The 19,436-nt window shown below is 68.5% G+C and carries 22 protein-coding genes; 2 read left to right on the top strand and 20 right to left on the bottom strand.

Annotated elements, in window-relative coordinates; all coding sequences use genetic code 11:
- Positions 1-3 precede the first annotated feature (3 nt).
- The 10 genes from QO015_RS17430 to QO015_RS17385 all read right to left on the bottom strand — a co-directional run bounded on the left by QO015_RS17430 (position 4) and on the right by QO015_RS17385 (position 9,284).
- Entirely contained in the window at positions 4-1,227 is a 1,224-nt protein-coding gene (locus QO015_RS17430; protein WP_307290705.1) for a URC4/urg3 family protein, read from the bottom strand.
- 200 nt (positions 1,228-1,427) lie between these two features.
- A complete protein-coding gene (locus QO015_RS17425) occupies positions 1,428-1,856 on the bottom strand; it encodes an NUDIX domain-containing protein (protein WP_266282671.1) in 429 nt (142 codons plus the stop codon).
- Between the two features lie 19 nt (positions 1,857-1,875).
- Complete coding sequence (locus tag QO015_RS17420; protein ID WP_266282672.1) at positions 1,876-3,132, bottom strand: GTP cyclohydrolase II; 1,257 nt, start codon at positions 3,130-3,132, stop codon at positions 1,876-1,878.
- Between the two features lie 109 nt (positions 3,133-3,241).
- Positions 3,242-3,748, bottom strand: coding sequence for a hypothetical protein (locus tag QO015_RS17415; RefSeq protein ID WP_266282673.1), 507 nt, complete (start codon positions 3,746-3,748; stop codon positions 3,242-3,244).
- A 76-nt stretch (positions 3,749-3,824) separates the two neighbouring features.
- Complete coding sequence (locus QO015_RS17410) at positions 3,825-4,835, bottom strand: aldose epimerase family protein (RefSeq protein ID WP_266282674.1); 1,011 nt, start codon at positions 4,833-4,835, stop codon at positions 3,825-3,827.
- A gap of 87 nt (positions 4,836-4,922) precedes the next feature.
- Entirely contained in the window at positions 4,923-6,422 is a 1,500-nt protein-coding gene (locus QO015_RS17405; RefSeq protein WP_266282676.1) for a phosphomannomutase/phosphoglucomutase, read from the bottom strand.
- 116 nt (positions 6,423-6,538) lie between these two features.
- On the bottom strand, positions 6,539-7,039 hold the full coding sequence (locus QO015_RS17400) for a retropepsin-like aspartic protease family protein (protein WP_266282678.1): 501 nt from the start codon (positions 7,037-7,039) through the stop codon (positions 6,539-6,541).
- A gap of 117 nt (positions 7,040-7,156) precedes the next feature.
- Positions 7,157-8,065: a polyprenyl synthetase family protein gene (locus QO015_RS17395; protein ID WP_266282680.1), complete on the bottom strand. Its 909-nt coding sequence runs from the start codon at positions 8,063-8,065 to the stop codon at positions 7,157-7,159.
- Positions 8,066-8,133: 68 nt separating this feature from the next.
- Entirely contained in the window at positions 8,134-8,661 is a 528-nt protein-coding gene (gene ahpD, locus QO015_RS17390; protein WP_266282681.1) for an alkylhydroperoxidase, AhpD family, read from the bottom strand.
- 71 nt (positions 8,662-8,732) lie between these two features.
- Positions 8,733-9,284 carry a peroxiredoxin gene (locus QO015_RS17385; RefSeq protein WP_266282682.1) on the bottom strand — a complete coding sequence of 184 codons (552 nt, stop codon included), beginning with the start codon at positions 9,282-9,284 and terminating at the stop codon, positions 8,733-8,735.
- A 177-nt stretch (positions 9,285-9,461) separates the two neighbouring features.
- Between QO015_RS17385 and QO015_RS17380 the strand changes: the two genes are divergently transcribed.
- On the top strand, positions 9,462-10,379 hold the full coding sequence (locus QO015_RS17380; RefSeq protein WP_266282683.1) for a hydrogen peroxide-inducible genes activator: 918 nt from the start codon (positions 9,462-9,464) through the stop codon (positions 10,377-10,379).
- Between the two features lie 56 nt (positions 10,380-10,435).
- Positions 10,436-11,191: a monofunctional biosynthetic peptidoglycan transglycosylase gene (gene mtgA, locus QO015_RS17375; RefSeq protein WP_370877467.1), complete on the top strand. Its 756-nt coding sequence runs from the start codon at positions 10,436-10,438 to the stop codon at positions 11,189-11,191.
- A gap of 35 nt (positions 11,192-11,226) precedes the next feature.
- Here the strand turns inward: mtgA and QO015_RS17370 are convergent, their stop codons facing one another.
- The 10 genes from QO015_RS17370 to atzD form a co-directional block, all read right to left on the bottom strand.
- Entirely contained in the window at positions 11,227-11,718 is a 492-nt protein-coding gene (locus tag QO015_RS17370) for a hypothetical protein (RefSeq protein WP_266282685.1), read from the bottom strand.
- Between the two features lie 76 nt (positions 11,719-11,794).
- Positions 11,795-12,421, bottom strand: a complete 627-nt coding sequence (locus QO015_RS17365) for a hypothetical protein (RefSeq protein WP_266282686.1) — start codon at positions 12,419-12,421, stop codon at positions 11,795-11,797.
- A 154-nt stretch (positions 12,422-12,575) separates the two neighbouring features.
- Positions 12,576-13,253, bottom strand: coding sequence for a GntR family transcriptional regulator (locus QO015_RS17360; protein WP_266282687.1), 678 nt, complete (start codon positions 13,251-13,253; stop codon positions 12,576-12,578).
- Positions 13,250-13,651 carry an oxalurate catabolism protein HpxZ gene (gene hpxZ / locus QO015_RS17355; RefSeq protein ID WP_266283263.1) on the bottom strand — a complete coding sequence of 134 codons (402 nt, stop codon included), beginning with the start codon at positions 13,649-13,651 and terminating at the stop codon, positions 13,250-13,252. The genes QO015_RS17360 and hpxZ overlap by 4 nt, the downstream gene beginning before the upstream one ends.
- Positions 13,652-13,667: 16 nt before the next feature.
- Positions 13,668-14,447, bottom strand: coding sequence for a 5-formyltetrahydrofolate cyclo-ligase (locus QO015_RS17350; RefSeq protein ID WP_266282688.1), 780 nt, complete (start codon positions 14,445-14,447; stop codon positions 13,668-13,670).
- A gap of 8 nt (positions 14,448-14,455) precedes the next feature.
- A complete protein-coding gene (locus QO015_RS17345; protein WP_266282689.1) occupies positions 14,456-15,859 on the bottom strand; it encodes an AtzE family amidohydrolase in 1,404 nt (467 codons plus the stop codon).
- Positions 15,856-16,038 carry a DUF4089 domain-containing protein gene (locus QO015_RS17340; protein ID WP_266282690.1) on the bottom strand — a complete coding sequence of 61 codons (183 nt, stop codon included), beginning with the start codon at positions 16,036-16,038 and terminating at the stop codon, positions 15,856-15,858. Before QO015_RS17340 ends, QO015_RS17345 begins: the two co-directional genes overlap by 4 nt.
- Positions 16,039-16,052: 14 nt before the next feature.
- Positions 16,053-16,718, bottom strand: a complete 666-nt coding sequence (locus tag QO015_RS17335; protein ID WP_266282691.1) for a cysteine hydrolase family protein — start codon at positions 16,716-16,718, stop codon at positions 16,053-16,055.
- Positions 16,719-16,720: 2 nt separating this feature from the next.
- A complete protein-coding gene (locus QO015_RS17330) occupies positions 16,721-18,265 on the bottom strand; it encodes an ABC transporter ATP-binding protein (RefSeq protein ID WP_266282692.1) in 1,545 nt (514 codons plus the stop codon).
- Positions 18,262-19,407: a cyanuric acid amidohydrolase gene (gene atzD / locus QO015_RS17325; protein ID WP_266282693.1), complete on the bottom strand. Its 1,146-nt coding sequence runs from the start codon at positions 19,405-19,407 to the stop codon at positions 18,262-18,264. Before atzD ends, QO015_RS17330 begins: the two co-directional genes overlap by 4 nt.
- Positions 19,408-19,436: the final 29 nt, after the last annotated feature.

The raw sequence follows: 19,436 nt of genomic DNA, 5'->3' as shown, positions 1-19,436 counted from the left end.
CGCTCAGAACACCGTCCCGTCGCTGGCGATCGTGAGCGGCGGCGCACCGCCAGCGCGCTTCTCGGCCGCGACCTTGCGGCCCGCGGCCCAGGTGCCGCCCTGCAGCACCTTGGCGAGAGGCAGCGCGACGCGATCGACGCCGAGCCGCTCGCGGATCATGTCGGCGGTGTGGTCGAGAAGCGCCACGGTCAGGGCGCGCCATTCCACGATGAACTCGTCGTCGACATGCCACGTCCTCGACAGCGCGTCGCGGCGGCGCGGCACGAGCACGCCCATATCGATGAAGAGGCCGCCGTTCCGGTATTCCGGCAGCCCCGTCAGCCCGTCGACATCCTCGACGGCGACGCCGGTCCACAGGAGCGGCTCCAGCAGCGAATAGGTCAGCCACTGCGAGAGTTTGTGGAAGGGTGCGAGCTGGGTGGTGGCATCGTCGGTGACGAGCTTCGTGTGCCGCCAGGTGTCGCCGAGGCGAACGCCGTCGATCATGATCCGTCCGGGCCAGATCCCGCCCAGCCCGTCGAGCACGAGGGCGAGCACGGCGGGCGCCGCGATGCTCGCCTCCCCGGCGGCGGCGACGCAGGCATCGAAGAGACCGCCCGGCCGCGCCTCGTCCTCGCCGAAAAGGTCGGGCCGCTCCGCGACGGTGCGCCCGAGCGCGTTCAACAGCGCGACGCGCCCTTCGAGACCGACGATCGGGTTGGACGGCGAGACCTGCAGGCCCGCGGCGAGTTCGTCGGCCGTCAGCGCGGCGAGCGCGCTGGCGTCGGCGCGCAGCGGATCGGCGGGGTCGGCCGAGAAGAGGCCGGAGGTGAACATCGCGAAGCTGGCGACGCCGAGGCCTTCGGAGCGGGCATAGGTGCCGCCCGTCACGGCCTCCTCGTAGCGCCAGTCGGGACCGGCGCCGGCGTCGAGCAGCACGCTGACGATGGCGAGATCATAGGCGGCGCGGCCGAAGCGGAGCGGATGCTCGGCAAGGCCCGAGGCATCGACGAGACCGCCCCAGCGGTTGATGTCGCCGGCCTCGAAATGGCGCCAGCGCGAATGATAGGGGATGTCGAGATCGGGATAGGCCGCGCGCATCGTCGAAAGCACGAAGTCGGCCGTCGCCGGCAGCCGGTCGAGCCGCACGTCGAAATGCTCGAGCTCGCCCTCGATGCCGAGTTCGTAGAGCCGATGCGCCCGCTCGCGCACGGCTGCCGCGGAAAGGAGCGAGGAAGCTGTGGCCAAGATAGAATTCCCTGAACTGAGCGACCCGGGCCTCATTGCACTACAGGCCGAGCCTGTAAAGGCGTCACTCGGTCGAAGACGGAAATGCGAGGACCGTGAAAACAGCAGTTGTCCCGGGTTGTCCTTTGCATCGCGAAGAGTCGCCCCTCAAGCTGACGCACCCGCAAGGCAGCGAGAGGATAAGCCAGCTCAATCCCCTCTCAAAGAGCGAGCCCCCTGAACACAGAACGGTATTCACTGAGCGCCAGGTCGGTCAGGTCACACGCCTCCGCCACCGTGAACCAGCGCAGCGCTGAATGTTCGTGGTTCGCGATTCTCGGCTGGCCGCCGGTCCAGCTGCGAACGGCGAACATATGGTAGATGACCGGCTCTTGTGTATCGAGGAGACTGCCGAGATTGTCCCAATTGACGGGCATGATCCCAAGCTCCTCGCGCAATTCGCGCGCAAGGGCATCCTCGAGCGCCTCACCGTCCTCGACACGGCCCCCGATCAAATCCCACTTGCCGGCATAGGCCTTGCGATGCGGTGCGCGCTTTCCGAGCAGAAGCCGATCGTCTTGGACAAGCATCGCGCAAGCGCAGATGCGCATAACCTTCACTCCACCCTGTTCGGCAAACCTGCCGATCATGGCCTTACGTCTGGCGAGCCTAGTATTTCTCCAGCGGCCGGCCGACCGTCTTCGTGAGGTCCTCGGTCGAGGGTGGCGGCGCGGCGCTGAAATAGCCGTGCGCCTTCTTGGCGTCGATCTCGACGCGGGCGTCCGGCGGGATCAGGTCCTCGGGGATCGGCACGCGCTCGACGATCTCGATGCCCGAGGCGATGATCGCGTCGTATTTCATGTCCGACATCGAGATGAAGCGGTCGATGCGGGTGATGCCGAGCCAGTGCAGCACGTCGGGCATCAATTGCTGGAAGCGCGCGTCCTGGACGCCCGCGACGCATTCCGTCCGCTCGAAATAGGTCGCCGCCTGATCGCCGCCCTCCTGACGCTTGCGCGCGTTGTAGACGAGGAACTTCGTCACCTCGCCGAGGGCGCGGCCTTCCTTCCTGTTGTAGACGACGAGGCCGACGCCGCCCTTCTGCGCCTCCTTCACCGCCTCCTCGATGCCCTGGATGAGGTAGGGCCGGCAGGTGCAGATGTCGGAACCGAACACGTCGGAGCCGTTGCATTCGTCGTGGACGCGGCAGGCGAGCGTGCGCGTCGGATCGGACAGCGCCGCCGGATCGCCGAAGACGTAGATCGTCGTGCCGCCGATCGGGGGGAGAAACACGTCGAGATCGGGCCGCGTCACGAGCTCGGGATACATGCCGCCCGTCTGCTCGAACAGCGTCCGCCGCAGTTGGTCCTCGGCGACGCCGAACCGCGCCGCAATGCCCGGCAGGTGCCAGACCGGGTCGATCGCCGCCTTCGTCACCGAGACATCGCCATTGTCGCGGACGATCGAGCCGTCGATGGCAAGGCGCTTCAGCCTGATCGCCTCGTGCAGCTCGGCCATGGTGAGCCGCGCCTTGGTGATGGCGATGGTCGGGCGGATATCGATGCCCTCGGCGATGAGACCGGCGAAGATCTCTTGCGCGCGATGGCCGAACGGATCGAGCGAGACGATGCGGCCGGGCTCCGACCATTGCGGATGCGGACCGATCTCGACGACCGGCGCCGTGTTGCGGAGGTCGGGCCGCTGGATCGGGTTGAGCGCGCCGGACGAGACGGCGAGCGCGCGATAGAGCGAATAGGAGCCGCCATGCGTGCCGATCGCGTTGCGGTCGGCCGGATTGGCGACACTGCCGATCACCGGACCTCGCTTCTGCGGGTCGCTCGCGCCCCAGCGGATCGGAAAGCGCACCGGCGCCTGGGCGCCGGGATGCGAGGTGAGGCGGATATGGGTCGAGCGGTTCGTGCTCATGCTGCGTGCGGCCCTTCCAAAGCCGACCGGCGCCCCGAAGGGAGCGCCGATCACCTAGAAATGCGCACTTTCGAACGAATTGCAAAGGCCGTGCGGCCGGCCTTCCGCCTCAGCAGAAATCGTCGTCCTTGGACGCGACGGCCTTCTGCCAGTTGGGGCCGAGCGTCGTACGGGCGGAGATCGCGCGCTCCGAGCCCGGATCGCCCATCCGGAACATCTGCACCGTCAGGACCTGATCATAGGAGCCGCCGATGATCGCCTGACCGCCGGTATAGGTCGTGGTCGAGCGGCCGGAGACGAAGGCCGTGTTGCCGGCGGTGGTGCCGAAACCGTCGGTCTGGGTCTGCGCCTGGACCGGGGTATAGCCGGTCACGCGGGTATTGTTGGCCTGCTGGATGCCGACGATGACGAAGTTGTCGAAGCCGCGGCGCAGCGTCTCGACGGCCGCTCGCTTGAGCGCCGCGGTCTGGGCGCCGGACGGGCCGCAATCGGGATCGGCCTGCGCGGTGACCTGGATCGTGTCGGCCGAGAGCGGCATCACGGAGGTACTCGCGCAACTGGCGAGCGAGACGATGGCGAGGAGGGAAGCGGCCACGCGGCCGGCGCGGTTCATCATGATTTGCCCCTGTTTATCTGGAAGGTGACTTCACAATCGACGTCGTGGCCGCGTCCCCGCGCGCGGCCCGCGCGCCTCACGCACGCGAGAAGACGAACAGCGTCTCCTGGCGGTAGATCTCGCCCGGCCTCAGCACGGCGCTCGGAAAGCCGGGCTGGTTGGGCGAATCCGGATAGATCTGCGGCTCGAGGCAGAGCCCGGCATTCGCGCCGTGCAACTCGCCGGTGAGACCGGGATCGCGGCAGGCGATCATCTGCCCGCCATAGAACTGGACGCCCGGCTCGGTGGAATGAACCTCCAGCGCCACGCCGCTTTTCGGCGAAACGAGCCGCGCCAGCAGATGCGGGATCGCCGTGCGGCCTTCGGTGACGTTGTAGTTGTGGTCGTAGGTATCGACGACGGCATCCGGATCGGTTCCGACCGGGCGCTCGGCCCGGAAATCGAACGGCGTTCCGGCGACCGGCCGGCGCTCACCGGTCGGGATCTTGGCGGCGTCGATCGGGAGATAGGTCTCGGCGGGGATCGTCAGGAGATGGTCGCGGATCGTGCCGCCGCCGGCGAGATTGAAATAGCTGTGCTGGGCGAGATTGACGATCGTCGGCGCGTCGGTCGTGGCGCGGATGCTGGTCCTCAGCGTCCCCGGCTCCTCGACCGAATAGGTCAGTTCCGTCTTGACGCGCCCCGGATAGCCGCTCGTGCCGTCCGGATCGTCGAGGCCGAGCGTGACACTGGCTTCGTCGATATCGAGGATCGACCAGACGCGCGCGCCATAGCCGTCGGTGCCGCCATGAAGATGGTTCTGGCCCTCGTTCTGCGAGAGCTGGAAGCTCTTGCCGTCGATCGAGAAGCGGCCGCCGGCGATGCGGTTGGCATAGCGGCCGGCTACGGCACCGAAATAGTTCGGATTGTTGAGATAGCCGGCGAGCGTCGGGAAGCCGAGCACGAGCGGATGCGGAACGCCCGCGAGCCGCACGTCCTGGATGATCGCGCCATAGGTGATGATCCGCGCGGACAGACCGCCCGCGGCGATCGTCACGGCCTCGACCCTGGTTCCGTCGGGCATGGTGCCGAAGGGCGTGGCGTTCATGATGGGCGTCTCCCGGTCCTGTTCTCTTCGAATGTCCCGCACACGGCTCACCGTCCGGCGGAGCGCCGCATGCGGTCTGCGCGGCCGTCAGATGGTCTGGTTGTAGGCGCCGACCTCGGGATTCTCGCGCAGCACGCCGTCGACGGCGTGGAACATCTCGCGCATGCGCGCCTCGGAGACCGGGCTCTCGACGACGACCACCAGTTCCGGCTTGTTCGACGACGCGCGGACCAGACCCCAGGTCCCGTCCTCGTTGGTGATGCGGACGCCGTTGACGGTCACGAGATCGACGATGGTCTGGCCGGCGACGGGCTCGCCCTTGGCCTTCATGTCCTCGAAGCGCTTCACGACCTTGTCGATGACGCCATACTTCACCTCGTCGTCGCAATGCGGCGACATGGTCGGCGAGCCCCAGGTCTTGGGCAGTGCGTTCTTGAGCTCGGAGAGCTTCTTGCCCGGATTGCGGTCGAGCATGTCGAGGATCGCGAGGGCGGAGACGAGGCCGTCGTCATAGCCGCGGCCGATCGGCTTGTTGAAGAAGTAGTGGCCCGACTTCTCGAAGCCCGCCAGCGCGTTCAACGCATTGACCCGGCGCTTGATGTAGGAATGCCCGGTCTTCCAGTAGTCCGCCTTGACGCCGTTCGCCTTCAGGATCGGATCGGTCGCGAACAGGCCGGTGGACTTCACGTCCACGACGAAGGTCGCGTTCGGATAGAGACCCGAGAGGTCGCGCGCCAGCATGACGCCCACCTTGTCGGCGAAGATCTCGTCGCCGGTATCGTCCACCACGCCGCACCGGTCGCCGTCGCCGTCGAAGCCGAGCCCGACCTCGGCGCCATGCTCGAGCACCGCATCGCGGATCGCGTGCAGCATCTTCATGTCTTCGGGGTTGGGATTGTAGCGCGGGAAGGTGTAGTCGAGATCGGCATCCATCGGGATGACATCGGCGCCGATCATCTCAAGGACCTTGGGCGCGAAGGCGCCGGCCGTGCCGTTGCCGCAGGCGGCGATGACCTTGATCGGCCGCGTGAGCTTCGGACGGTTGGTCATGTCGGCCATGTAGATGGCCGGGAAATTCTCGTGGAAGACATAGGAGCCGCCGCCCGAAAGATCGAAGGCGGCCGACAGCACGATCTCCTTGAGCCGGCTCATCTCGTCCGGGCCGAAGGTCAGCGGCCGCGCCGCGCCCATCTTGACGCCGGTCCAGCCATTCTCGTTATGCGATGCGGTGACCATCGCCACGGCCGGCACGTCGAGCTCGAACTGGGCGAAATAGGCCATCGGCGTCACGGCGAGGCCGATATCGTGCACCTTGGCACCGGCCGCCATCAGGCCGGTCACGAGCGCCAGCTTGATCGCCGAGGAGTAGGACCGGTAGTCGTGGCCGGTCACGATCTCCTTCTTGATGCCCATCTCGCCGAGCAGCGTGCCGAGGCCCATGCCGAGCGCCTGGACGCCCATCAGGTTGAGCTCGTCGTTGAAGAGCCACCGCGCGTCGTATTCCCGGAAGCCGGTTGGCTTCACCATCGGCTTCGATTCGAAGTCGTAGGTGTTGCGGAGCAGCTTGGGGACGGGCTTTGGAAACATACGGGAAGACTCCTTCGGGATGGCAAGCGAGAGATTTGCGCGGAAGCGGGCCGCAAAGCAACTCCCGCTTCCTCTAGAGGGCGCTCGATCACAGAATCACGACGGCGGGCGCGAGATCATGGCGAGAGCACCATCTGCCGGCCGCTGACGCGGATGCCGCCGAGCCGCGACAGGAAGCTCATGCCGAGGAGATCGACGCCGAGCGCACCCTCGGGCATCACGAGCGCATCGACGTCAGCGATACGCACCCCGCCCACCCGCACCTCCCCGAGCCGGACAGGAGCGGCCGAGACGGTGCCGTTGGCCGTTCTGGTGAGAGCGGTAAAGGCACTCCGATCGACAGAAAGACCGATGCGACGCGCTGTCTCCGCCGAAAGCGCGACACGCGTCGCACCGGTATCGACGACGAAACGGACGGGTCGGCCATCGACGGACCCGTCCACGAGATAGTGCCCGCTCGCATCCGCCTCGAGCACGACCGGTCCCCGCTCCGGCGTCGGCTCGGGAGCCGCCGCCCCGGTCAGCGCAGGGGCGAGCCGTTCCAAGAGCCCCGAGCCGGACAAGGCCCCGACGGCCACGAGGACGACTGCGGCCAAAATGACGACGCGCGCGAGCATGGCTTCCCCGGTTGATGCCCGAGGGATGGCGGTTCAATCCTAAAGCCGTGTGAAGAGCGCCGTCTTTTCGCCGGGAGACTGAACGAGTCGTGAAGACGCGACGGCGCGCCCGGCGCCTCAGCTCTGGCGCAGCGCCACGAAGCGGGCGGCGTCGGCCAGCGTGGCAGCGGCGGGGCCGAACGGCGCGAGCAGGGCCTCCGCCTCGGCGACGAGCGCATCGAGCCGCGCGCGGGTCGCCGCGATCCCGTAGAGAGAGACCAGCGTCGCCTTGCCCCTCCCGGCATCCTTGGCCGTCGCCTTGCCCATCGCCTCCGGCGTCGCAGTGACGTCGAGCAGGTCGTCGGCGAGCTGGAAGGCGAGGCCGACAATCTCGCCATAGCGGCGGATGCGGGCGCGCGCCTCGGCATCGGCGCCGCCGAGGATGGCGCCGGCCTCGCAGGAGAACCGGATCAGCGCGCCGGTCTTCATCGCCTGCAGCACGAGGATGCCGTCCTCGCCCGGCGCAGCGCGCTCGGCTTCGAGATCGAGCATCTGGCCGCCGGCCATGCCGCCGAGACCGGAGGCGCGCGCGAGGCCGAGCACGAGTTCGGCGCGGATGGTGGCGTCCGCGTCGGTCGCCGGATCGGCGAGGATGTCGAAGGCAAGCGTCTGCAGGGCGTCGCCGGCAAGGATCGCCGTCGCCTCGTCGAAAGCCTTGTGGACGGTCGGACGGCCGCGCCGCAGATCGTCGTCGTCCATGGCCGGCAGGTCGTCATGGACGAGACTGTAGCCGTGCAGGCATTCGATGGCGGCGCCGGCGCGGGTGACCCCCTCGTCGCCCCGGCCGAAAAGCCGCGCCACCTCGCGGGTCAGCGCCGGTCGGAGCCGCTTGCCACCGCCGAGCAGGGCATAGCGCATCGCTTCCCTGAGGCGCGCCGGCCGGGCGATCTCGCCCGGTGCAGGGTTGGCGGCGAGGAGACCGTCGAGACAGGCCTCGACGGAGCGGGCGGTCTCGGCGAGGCGGTCGGAAAAGAGGGTGGCGGGCAAGTCAGGCTCCGGCGTCGCCGGCCTCGGGGCCGGGCCAACGCCGGAATAGGCGGCGCGAGACCGGGCCGTCAAGCAGCCTCGGCGGCCTCGAGCGCGATCGCCGCCGACTGGATGATGGCGGCGTAGCGGACCGCGGTCTGCACGGCCTCGGTCGGGACCTCGGCCTTCTTCAGCACGGCCTCGTGGCTGTCCATGCACATGCCGCAGCCATTGATCGCCGAGACGGCGAGCGACCAAAGCTCGAAATCGGCCTTGTCGACGCCGGGATTGCCGATGACGTTCATGCGCAGCTTCGCCGGCAGCGTGCGGTACTCGCCGTTCGAGACGAGATGCGTGAAGCGGTAATAGACATTGTTCATGCCCATGATCGCGGCGGCAGACTTGGCGGCGGCGAGCGCGGCGGGCGAAAGGTGCGGCGTCGCCTCGGCAACGAGCGCCTCGCGGACGGCCGGATTGCGGCTCGCGATTCCGCAGGCGACCATCAGGCCGTATTTCTGCTGCGGCGTCAGCGTCTCGTCGCCGGCGAGCGTCGACAGGTTGAGGCGGACATCCTTGGCGAAATCGGGGATGCGAGACTTGAGGCTGTCGATCGACATGGCGTGTTCGGACTCTCTTCGGAGGAAGCGCCCCGGATAGTCCGGGGCGCCGATCGTCGGATGATGCGGGATCAGGCCGCGAGCGTGGTGCCGCCGACCTCGCGGTTGCAGGCGCAGAGCTCGTCGGTCTGCAGCGCGTCGAGAACGCGCAGCGTGTCCTTCGGATTGCGGCCGACATTGAGGTTGGTCGCGTAGACGTGCTGGATCTCGCCATGCGGATCCACGATGAAGGTCACGCGGTAGGCGACGCCGTCCGGCGAGCGCACGCCGAGGCCGTCGACGAGCGAGCCGTTGGTGTCGGCGAAGGACCAGATCGGCAGCCGGTCGAGGTCCTTGTGGTCACGGCGCCAGGCGAGCTTCACGAACTCGTTGTCGGTCGAGCCGCCGAGCACCACCGCGTCGCGATCCTCGAACTCGCCGGCGAGACGGGCGAATTCGGCGATCTCGGTCGGGCAGACGAAGGTGAAGTCCTTCGGATAGAAGAAGATGACCTTCCACTTGCCAGCGAAGCTGTCCTTCGTGATCGTCTCGAAGGCGCTCTCGCCATTTTCCTCGTGCTTGTTGAAGCCGGGCTTCACGCCGGTAACCGAGAAATCAGGCAGCTTGTCGCCGATGCCGAGCATGTCCTACTCCTGTCATGTCGAGACGGATGATTTCGCAGCGCACACAGAATGCCTGTCGGGCTGCTGCATGAGCGAGAAACTGCCATGCTGCAGCGCATCGGTCAAACCGTAAAAAACGCAGACCTTGATCGGTTTTACCGATTGCAGGCGGCGCCATCGCTCTTTAGTGCAGGGGGCATGCAACTTCCGACGCTCCGCCAGATGCAGTATTTCGTCGCCCTCGCCGAGACCGGGTCGTTCAGCCGCGCCGCGGCCTCCTGCGGGGTCACCCAGTCGACGCTCTCCGATGCGGTGCGGCAGCTCGAGGAGACCATCGGCGTCAGCCTCGTCGAGCGCGCCAACCGGCTCGTCGCACTGACGGCGGCCGGCGAGGCGAGCCTGCCCCGCATGAAGGCGCTGCTCGTCGATACGCGGGAACTCATGGACGCAGCGCGCAGCTCGCATGCGCCGCTCGCCGGCCGGATCCGCCTCGGCGTGATCCCGTCGATCGCGCCCTATTTCCTGCCACGCGTGCTGCCGCAGCTCCGGCAGGCCTATCCGGGCCTCAAGCTGCATCTGCGCGAGGATCTGACGCGGCCGATGCTGGACGACCTGCGTGCCGGTCGGCTCGACGCGGTGTTGATCGCCCTGCCCGCGCCGGTCGACGGCCTCGTGGTCGAAAAGGTGGCCGAGGACAGCCTGCTCGTCGCCGTCCCGGGCGAGCACCCGCTCGCCGGACGCCAGGTGGTCGGCGCGCGGGAACTGGCAGCGGAAACGCTGCTCCTGCTCGAGGACGGCCACTGCCTCAGCGATCACGTCCGCGCCGCCGCGCCGGAACTCGCGGCGCGGGAGAGCGACGAGATCCGCGCCTCCAGCCTGACAACGCTGGTCCAGATGGTCGACAACGGCCTCGGCATCACCTTCCTGCCCCGCATCGCCACCGAGGCGGGCATCCTGTCCGGAACGCAGATCGCCCTCATGAGCATCGAACAGCGCGAGGCGCGCCGAAGCCTCGCCCTTTGCTGGCGGCGCGGCACCAGCCGCGACCAGGATTTTCGCCTGCTGGCCGATCATCTCGGCCGCTTCGCGCTCGAACCGGTGCGGGCGGCGTCATGACGGAGGCGTCGGAGAACCGGCCAGGCGAGGCAGCGGGCACCGGCGTCGCGGCGGTGATGCCCCTCCCCGCCTATGCCGGCGAGCAGGTTCCGCCCGAGACGATCGAGCCGGTGGCGGCCCCGACCGCCATCCCCGAGGCCGACGCGAGGCAGCGCTGGAAGCGCTATGCCGTCCTCGCCGCGAAGATCGCGCTCGTCATCGTCGCACTGCCGCTGGTGCTGACGCCGATCTACTGGATCGTGCCGCCGGTCTCGACGCTGATGCTGTGGTCGGCGATCACGTTCCAGGGCATGGACCGCGACTGGGTGTCGTTCGACGACATCTCGTCCAATGTCGTCAATGCCGTGACGATGTCGGAGGATGGCCAGTTCTGCGCCCATTCGGGCGTCGACTGGAACCAGCTCGAAACCGTTCTGTCGCGCGAGGGCGGGCCGTCTCGAGGCGCGAGCACGATCCCGATGCAGACGGTCAAGAACCTCTATCTCTGGCCCTCGCGCAGCTATCTGCGCAAGGGGCTGGAGATTCCGCTCGCGCTCTATGCCGATTTCATATGGTCGAAGCGCCGGCTGATGGAGATCTATCTCAACATCGCGCAATGGGGCCCCGGCCTATTCGGCGTCGAGGCGGCCGCGCAGCACTATTTCAAGAAGCCGGCGAAGGCCCTCACCGCCCGCGAGGGCGCGCTGCTCGCCGCGGCGCTGCCCAACCCGATCCTGCGCAATCCCGGCAAGCCGTCACGCGCGCTTCAGGCGCATGCGCGCATCATCCAGCGCCGGGCTGCGCAGGCCGGACCCTATGTCGACTGCATGTGAGGCAACGCCGCCGCCGAGGACGGCGCCGGTCCGGCTCAATTGCCGGTGATCGCCTTGTCGACCTCGGTGGCGATCCAGGCCTGCGGCGTGATCTTCGCGGCACTCGCCTGCGACGTCACCTGATTGGCAATGGCAGCGGGAAGCGCCACGTCGAAAATGATCGTGTCCTCGCTTTCGAGCCCGAAGACGATGCGCGTGACGCGCGAGGCAAAGGCACGCATGCGGTCGGTCTTCTCGGCGTCGGAAAGCCAGCTCTCCTTGGCCATCACCGGGCAGTAGCGCGACACCAGCACATCGATGACCACGGCGCGCGAGACGCCGGAGGCGGTCATCGCGTCGATCGCGGCATTGAGCTTGGCGACATCCTCGAAGGCATTATCGGGCGGCAGCAGGGCGGCGAGCGACGCATCCACGGTCGCGCCGGCATCGGGAACCGGGCATTCGAACGCTGTGGCAGCCTCGGCCTGCATGGCCGGGAGGGCGGCCGTGACGGCCGCGGCGAGAAGGAACGAGCGAAGCTTGATCATCGGGGGACTCCGGGGATTCGCGGGTCCAGCCCCGCGCCGCGGGACTGGACGATCGAACGAGCTTTCGCCGCGGCGACTACTCGCGGACCAGCGGATCGGGATTGAAGTCGTGCAGCGGCACGTCGTCGACACCCCAGCTGCGCTTGATCGTATGCTGGTGGATGTCGCGGGCGCCGTGCTTCGCGACGATATCGACGATGCTGGCGTCCGCACCCTTGTCGGCCGAATGCACCCAGAGCACGAGGCCGCCGGCCTCGATCTGGCGGCCGATGAAGTCGGCATGGCGATGACCGAAGAAGCGCGCGAGCAGCATGCCGGCGCCGCCGCTGGCCAGCGTGCCGCCGACGGTCAGCGCCAGCGTCGGGATCAGCGAAAGGCCGGCCGTGCCAGCCGCCAGCGCCGCGCCGAGGCCGACGATCAGCGCCGGCGCGCCGACGAGCGCGGTCGCTTCCTCGGCCCGTGTCTCGGACGGCATATAGGCGGCCCGCGCGGCCTTGGGATCGTCCTCGATGCCGGAGACCGGCACGCCGAGCTCGGCGAGCTTGCCCGGATCGGCGAGGACGCTCATGTCCTCCCGCTCGAGACCGGCGGCGATGAGGTCGTCGACGGAGGCCTGAAGCGCCTTCTCGCTGTCGAAGACCGCGACGACCTCGCGGACCTCGTAGCTCGTCTCGCCGTCATCGTCGCGCACTTCAGACGCCATCCTCGCCTCCCGTGATTCGGTTTCTGGCCCCGGCCAACCGCCGTGCCGTTCCGGCTCCTACCATAGGTAAGGCGGGCTTCAACTCAACAGTCGGGAGAGGGAAAACAAAACGCGACGGATCGCCGCCCGCGCGCCGGGCAGGACGGGGCGAGGGTCAGCGCCCTTCCATGAAGCGGTCGAAGGCTTCCTTGACCGTGCCGATATGCTCGCGCATCGCCCGCGTGGCGAGATCGCGATCGCCGCGCAGGATCGCCTCGACCACCCGGTCGTGCTCGTCGAAGGAGAGCGCCAGCCGGCCGATGCGGCGGAACTGCGCCCGGCGGAACGGCGCCAGCCGCGCGCGGGTCGCGAGCGTCAGTTCGGACAGATAGCCGTTATGCGCGCCGGCATAGATCGCGCTGTGGAAGCGCTCGTTGGCCTCGGCATAGCGGGCGGGATCGCCGGACTTCACGAGTTCGCCGAGCGCCCGGTGCAGACGTTCCAGCTCGCGCCGCTCGAGAAGGCTCATCGCCTCGGCCGCCAGCCCGGCGCAGAGGCTCTCCAGTTCGGCCATCACGATGAACATTTCCATCAGCCGCGCCTCGGACGGGCGCGTGACGATGGCGCCGCGATGCGGGCGGATCTCCACGAGCCCGCTCGACGACAGCTGGCGCAGTGCCTCGCGCACGGGTGTGCGCGAGACGCCGTAGCGCGCGGCAAGGCCGCTTTCGTCGAGGGCGTCGCCGGGCGCGAAGACGCCACGGACGATCTCGTCGGCAAGTTGCACGCGCAGGTCTTCGGTCCGCGTGCGGCGGACGGGCGCTTCCCTTGTCCCGGCCGCCCGCGCGGTCACGTCTTTTCCCCGCCGGCCGGATCCGGAATGATGCTCACATGCGCCGCGGCGACGCGCCAGCCGGCGACCGTCTTCACCCAGGTCTGCATCTGGCGGCCCACCTTGCCGGGCGCGCTGTCGCGGTAGAACAGCGTCGAGGCGACGCCGAAGTCGCGGCCATAGGTGGTGATGACCGTGCGATCCAGCCGCCGCGCGAGGCCCGCCGGCGACCGCGCGGATCGGAAGGCGGCGATCTCGGCATAGCCGTACAGATTCTCGCCGCCGCCGTAGCGGATCGTGGTGGGTGCGACGAGGAAGAGCTCGTCGAGCACGGCGACATCGTTCTCGACCAGCGCCGTCTCGTAGCGCATGAACGCCGCCTGGAGCTCGGCCCTTGTCTCGGGATGATCGATCTCGATGGTCACGCCGCCGCCCTCACGCCTGCCTGGCCTCGATCCGCGCCCGAAGATCGTTCAGGAACGGGATCGATGCGTACTGGTCGGCCTGCACGAAGTCCCAGGCGACACCGGTCGGCCGCGTCATCGCCGTCTTCGTCTCGATGACGCCCTGCTCGGTCGCGATGTAGTCGAGCGGGGAATCATGGGCGAGCATCGGCAGCAGCACGTCGTCGACGAGCTGGACGGTGTGAACGGTCGTCGCCACGGGGGTGGTCGGCGTCACCTTGCCGAGCTCGCGGAAAATGCCGAGCTCGAGATCGGCGAAGCCGCCGCCCTTCCCGGTGCGGCCACCGGCCCGGCTGACCGCGACGCAGCCGACCACGACGAAATCGAGCGGCTCCATCTCCTCGAACTCGACCGGCTGGCCATGCTCGACGAAGCCCTGCGACGTGGCAGCGAGCTCGAACTGGACGCCCCTGGCCTCCAGCACGGCCGGATCGAGCCGCACGAAGGGGAAGCCCTTGGTCAGTTCGGGGACCGGGGCGTAGAGGATCTTGCCGTCATAGAGGGCGCGCAGGCGCACCGGGATCTGCGGCGGATCGGGATTGCACTTCACGACCTTCGCATTCTTCCACGCGTCGAGCCGCGAGAGATGCAGCGCGGCGAGATCGGCGCCGGCGAAATTCGGGATGCGGCTGTCGACGGGGCCGACATTGACGCCGTCGCTCATCAGCTTGCCCCAGATCCGGTCGCGAAGCCGGTCCTTGTCGTTGTTGCGGCCCGCCCAGCGGGCGCTCGTTTCGGTCTCGTTGATCATTCGCTCGTTCACGTCAGGGCGGCGACCGGCGCGGAGGTCGCGCCGGACTGGTGCAGGGCTTCGGCGACGCGCAGCGCGATATCCTCGCGCCAGGCGGGGGCGACGACCTGCACGCCGATCGGCAGGGCGGCGCCCGGCAGCCACACCGGAACCGCCACCACGGGCAGCCCGACGAAGCTGATCGGCTGGGTGAAGATACCGATATTCGGGCGCGCGGGCAGCGTCGCGCCGCCGATCTCCACCATCCGCGTGCCGGACTTGAGCGCCGGGAACGGCGTCGCCGGCGCGAGGATCACGTCCACCGTCTCGAACAGCGAAGCGAAGGCAGCCTTGGCCGCCGCGCGGAGACGCTGCGCGGCGAGATACCAGGGCGCCGGAACCATGGCACCGGAGAGGAAGCGGTCGCGCGTGTCGGGGTCGAAATCGCCCGCGCGGCTACGCAGGCGATCGAGATGCAGCGCCGAGGATTCGCTCGTGGTGATGAGATAGGCCGCCGACCGCGCCGCCGCCGCGATCGGAATATCGACCTCGCGCGTCGCCCCCAGGGCCTCGGCGACATGGGCGACGGCGGCGAGCGCCTCCGGCCCCGCGCCGGCACGGAAATAGCCACCCGCGACGGCAATACGGAGATCGCCGGTTCCCCCATCCAGCGCGTCTACGGCAGCAACGGGCGGGCGGTCGATCAGCGCCGGATCATCGGCGTCGGGCCCCTGAAGCGCATCGAGCACCAGCGCGAGATCGCGCGGGCTGCGCGCCAGCGGCCCCAGATGATCGAGGCTGTGCACGAAGGGAAAGGTCCGCGCCCGCGACAGGCGGCCGAAGGTCGGCTTCAGTCCGTAAAGGCCGCAGAAGGAGGCCGGGACGCGGATGGAGCCGTTGGTATCGGAACCGAGCGAGAGCGCCGCCATCCCGGCGGCGACCGACGTACCCGAGCCACCCGATGAGCCGCCCGACATCCGGCCCGGATCATGCGGATTGCGCGAGGCGCCGTCATGCGCGTTCTCGCCGGTGAAGTCATAGGCATATTCGCCCATATTGACCGCGCCGACGAGCACGGCGCCGGCCACCGTCATCCGCTCGATGAGGGCCGCGTCGCGGGCCGCGGGCGGCCGGTCGCGATTGATCTTCGAGCCCGCTCTCGTGGCGATGCCTTCGACGTCGAAGAGGTTCTTGACGGAATAAGGCACACCGGCGAGCGGCAGGCTCTCGCCGGCCGCGACACGCGCATCGACGCGGTCGGCCTCGGCGAGCGCGCGTTCGGCCGTGACGTCGGTGAAGGCGCCGAGCGCCTCGTTGCCCGCTGCGATCGCGGCGAGCGCCGCCTCGGCGACCGCTCGGGCCGAGAGACGCCGCGCATTCACGTCGTCGGCGATGGCATGGCCCGGACGGGCCAGGATGTCGGAGGTCGTCACGGCTCGAACACCATGGCCGGCTCGACGGTCTCGTCGAGCGGAACGGCGGCGACGATCCCCGCCATGCGCGCGGTCGCCGCCATATTGGCGACGACGCCCTCCTTCCAGGCCGGATCGATGGCGAGGCCGAGCAGATCGGCCATATGCTCGACATGCGCGGCGGCGTCGAATTCCTTCATCGGCATTCCTTCGCTCATGGCCCGACAGCCGCCTCGAGGGCGGCGAGCGGCGCCGTCCAGCCGACGATCGCGCCCTGCGCGCGGATCATGTCCAGCGTCGCCTGCTTGAAGGCCGGGAAGTAGCTTTCCGTCGCGTCCTCGATCAGCAGGCACTCGTAGCCGCGATCGTTCGCCTCGCGCAGCGTCGTCTGCACGCAGACCTCGGTGGTGACGCCGGCGACGACGAGATGGGTGATGCCGTTCGCCTTGAGATGCGCCTCGAGCGGCGTGTTGTAGAACGAGCCCTTGCCCGGCTTGTCGATGACGAGTTCGCCCGGTACCGGCTCGTTCTCGGCGATGATGTCATGGCCCGGCTCGCCATGAACGAGGATGCGACCCATCGGACCCGGATCGCCGATCCTGAGGCTCGGATTGCCGCGGTCGCGCTTGGCCGGGTGCAGGTCCGAGAGGTCGGGCTTGTGGCCTTCGCGGGTGTGGATGACCATCCAGCCCTTGCGGCGGAAGAGATCGAGCAGAGCGGCGACGGTCGGGACGATGGCCTGCAGCAACGACACGTCGTTGCCAAGCGTCTCGCCGAAGCCGCCGGGCTCCACGAAGTCACGCTGCATGTCGATCACGATGAGCGCCGTCTTGCCCGGCGGGAAACTGTAGGCGAACGGCTCGGCGGCGACGGTGATCATCCTCAATGCCCCGCCATGGCCTTGCCGATCGCGTTGCGGTCGGCTTCGGCGATCGGGACGACGTAATGGATGCCGCCCCCCGACATGACCGCGACGCGGTCGGAGAGTTCGAGCACCTCGTCGAGATCCTCCGAGACGAGCAGCACCGCGGCGCCGCGATTGCGCTGGTCCATGATCTGCGAGCGGATTTCCGACACCGAGGCGAAGTCGAGACCGAAGCAGGGATTGGCGACGATCAGCACCTCCACCTCGCCGGAAAGCTCGCGAGCCAGGATCGCGCGCTGGACGTTGCCGCCCGAGAGGTTCTCGATCGGCTCCTCGGTCGACGGCGTCTTGACGCGATAGGCGGCGATGAGTTCGCGCGCCTTCTTGCGCATCGGCTTCGGTGACATGAATCCGAAGCGCGAGGCGATCGGCGGCTCGTCGAAGGAGCGGAAGGCGATGTTCTCGGCAACCGTCATGCGCGGCACGGCGGCATTCTTGAGCGGCTCCTCGGGCAGGCCGAACACCTTGTATTTCGCCATCTGCTGGCGCTGCGGCACGAAATCCTGACCGTCGATGAAGAGCTGGCCCTCGGACATGTCGCGCTGGCCGGATAGAACCTCGATCAGCGCCGACTGGCCGTTGCCCGAGACGCCGGCGATGCCCACGATCTCGCCGGCATGGACCTTCAGATTGACGGCATCGACCGCCGGCAGCCCGGCATCGTCGAGCGCGCAGACGCCGGCGAGTTCCAGCGTCACCTTGGAGGCCTCGAAGCTCTTGCGCGCCGCACGTTCACGGATCTTGGTGTCGCCGATCATCATGCGGCTCATGTCGTCGACGGTGAGTTCGCCGACGCGCCCACCCCCGATCATGCGCCCGCGCCGCAGCACCGTGACGTCGTCGGCATAGGCCGTCACCTCGCGGAACTTGTGGCTGATCATCAGGATGGTGAGATCGCCCGCCTCGGTCATGCCGCGCAGGAGGCCCAGCACCTCGTCGGCCTCGCCCGGCGTCAGCACCGAGGTGGGCTCGTCGAGGATCAGGAAGCGCTGGTCGAGATAGAGCTGCTTGAGGATCTCCAGCTTCTGCTTCTCGCCGGCCGAAAGGCTGGCCACCGGCACCTGCAGCGGCACCTTGAACGGCATCTTCTCGAGGAAGGCCTCGAGCCCGGCGATCTCCTTCCGCCAGTCGATCACCGCCGGCGGATGGGCGCGCGAGATGACGAGGTTTTCCGCCGCCGTCAGCGAGGGGACCAGCGTGAAATGCTGGTAGACCATGCCGATGCCGTGCGCATGCGCATCGCGCGGGGTGGCGATGATCTCCTCCTTGCCGTTGATGAGCACGCTGCCGCGCGTCGGCTGGTAGAAGCCCATGATGCATTTGACGAGTGTCGACTTGCCGGCGCCGTTCTCGCCGAGCAGCGCATGCAGCGTCCCGGGCCGCACATGGATCGAGACATCCTCGAGCGCCACCAGCGAGCCGAAGATCTTGGTCATGCCGATGGTCTGCAACTCGATGGCGCGTCGGCCGGACGCGGCATGAGGATCGGGCAGCGCGCTCATGATTGCGGACCTCCTGATGCGGGGAACGAGGGAACGAGGCGGCGGTCGACGATGACGGCGACGGGGCCGCCGCCGTCGGGGCCCTGATGCTCGGCGCCGCCCGAGACATAGATGCCGGCATGGCCGACAAGCGAGCCGAGGCTGCCGGCGACGAAGGCGCGGGCATGGCGGGTGGACGAAATGTCGGAATCGTCGAGCATGGTGTGGCGGAGCCCGCGCAGCCGCCCCGTCGACGGCGCCTCGGCCTTGGCGAGCAGCGCCACCAGCGCCGGGCGCTCGGCGGCCGAGAGCTGGCCGTCGGCGGAAAGCCCGAGCCTCCGCAGCGCCGCGCGCACCGGCTCGATGTCGATGCCGTCGGCCATCACCGCATGGTCGATGGCGAGCGGCCCAGACCATTTCGCGCTCATGCCCATCACGACGATCTCGTGGTTCATGAGCTCGACCCCGGCCGAGGTCGAGGCCCGCGACGACCACAGCGACGGGTCACGGCCGATCACGGCATCCGTCATGGCCGCCGGCTCGATCTCGCCGAGCGCGAGAGCGACGCCGAGCGCCGAGGCGCCGCGCGACAGGCCCATGGATTTCAGCGTGTCGCGCACCGCGACGCTGCCGCCGCGCGCATCCACGGCGGCGATCCGCTCGGCGGTCAGCAGCGGGCATTTGATCTGCACGAAATGCACGTCGGCCGGATCGTCGATGCCGGCGTCGCGCATCGCGGCGCGCACGCCCTCGGCGACGAGGCGCACCTGGCCGAGGCGTCCGAGATCCTCGAAGGCCATGTCGGGCGTATGCGCGCCGCCGACGGCGAGTGCGGGCGACGATCCCGCAGCGGCCGCTTCGCCGCGGCCGAAGACGACGAGGTGGGGCGACATCGCACCTTCCGTACCGCCGGACATCACATAGGAAACCGCCTCGACCTCGGACGGCGACAGATGCGGCCGCAGCGCATCCTTGAGCGCTCGAACCGCGAAGGCCCGGGTGAAGTCGTTGACATTGCCGTTGCCCTCGGTCTTGCCGAGAATGGCGACGATGCCTCTTGCGTCGATGCTGCCATCGCCGAGCGCGGCTTCGAGCGCCGAGACATCGTCGGGCGCGGATGTGGCGAGGCGATGGACGAAGGCGGTGCGGGTCACGAGAGGCATCTCCGCGCAAGCTCCGGGAGCGCTCCGAT

The sequence above is a fragment of the Kaistia geumhonensis genome, assembly GCF_030815145.1.
Lineage (GTDB): Bacteria > Pseudomonadota > Alphaproteobacteria > Rhizobiales > Kaistiaceae > Kaistia > Kaistia geumhonensis.
This window is presented reverse-complemented; position numbering and strand designations above follow the sequence as displayed.

Coding starts and splice junctions, on each gene's coding strand:
- QO015_RS17365 (WP_266282686.1), bottom strand. CDS start 12,421: ATGGCGTCTGAAGTGCGCGACGATGACGGCGAGACGAGCTACGAGGTC.
- QO015_RS17350 (WP_266282688.1), bottom strand. CDS start 14,447: ATGATCAACGAGACCGAAACGAGCGCCCGCTGGGCGGGCCGCAACAAC.
- QO015_RS17410 (WP_266282674.1), bottom strand. CDS start 4,835: ATGAACGCCACGCCCTTCGGCACCATGCCCGACGGAACCAGGGTCGAG.
- atzD (WP_266282693.1), bottom strand. CDS start 19,407: ATGCCTCTCGTGACCCGCACCGCCTTCGTCCATCGCCTCGCCACATCC.
- QO015_RS17425 (WP_266282671.1), bottom strand. CDS start 1,856: ATGATCGGCAGGTTTGCCGAACAGGGTGGAGTGAAGGTTATGCGCATC.
- QO015_RS17330 (WP_266282692.1), bottom strand. CDS start 18,265: ATGAGCGCGCTGCCCGATCCTCATGCCGCGTCCGGCCGACGCGCCATC.
- mtgA (WP_370877467.1), top strand. CDS start 10,436: ATGCCCCTCCCCGCCTATGCCGGCGAGCAGGTTCCGCCCGAGACGATC.
- QO015_RS17370 (WP_266282685.1), bottom strand. CDS start 11,718: ATGATCAAGCTTCGCTCGTTCCTTCTCGCCGCGGCCGTCACGGCCGCC.
- ahpD (WP_266282681.1), bottom strand. CDS start 8,661: ATGTCGATCGACAGCCTCAAGTCTCGCATCCCCGATTTCGCCAAGGAT.
- QO015_RS17405 (WP_266282676.1), bottom strand. CDS start 6,422: ATGTTTCCAAAGCCCGTCCCCAAGCTGCTCCGCAACACCTACGACTTC.
- QO015_RS17335 (WP_266282691.1), bottom strand. CDS start 16,718: ATGATCACCGTCGCCGCCGAGCCGTTCGCCTACAGTTTCCCGCCGGGC.
- QO015_RS17340 (WP_266282690.1), bottom strand. CDS start 16,038: ATGAAGGAATTCGACGCCGCCGCGCATGTCGAGCATATGGCCGATCTG.
- QO015_RS17415 (WP_266282673.1), bottom strand. CDS start 3,748: ATGATGAACCGCGCCGGCCGCGTGGCCGCTTCCCTCCTCGCCATCGTC.
- QO015_RS17385 (WP_266282682.1), bottom strand. CDS start 9,284: ATGCTCGGCATCGGCGACAAGCTGCCTGATTTCTCGGTTACCGGCGTG.
- QO015_RS17400 (WP_266282678.1), bottom strand. CDS start 7,039: ATGCTCGCGCGCGTCGTCATTTTGGCCGCAGTCGTCCTCGTGGCCGTC.
- QO015_RS17420 (WP_266282672.1), bottom strand. CDS start 3,132: ATGAGCACGAACCGCTCGACCCATATCCGCCTCACCTCGCATCCCGGC.
- QO015_RS17380 (WP_266282683.1), top strand. CDS start 9,462: ATGCAACTTCCGACGCTCCGCCAGATGCAGTATTTCGTCGCCCTCGCC.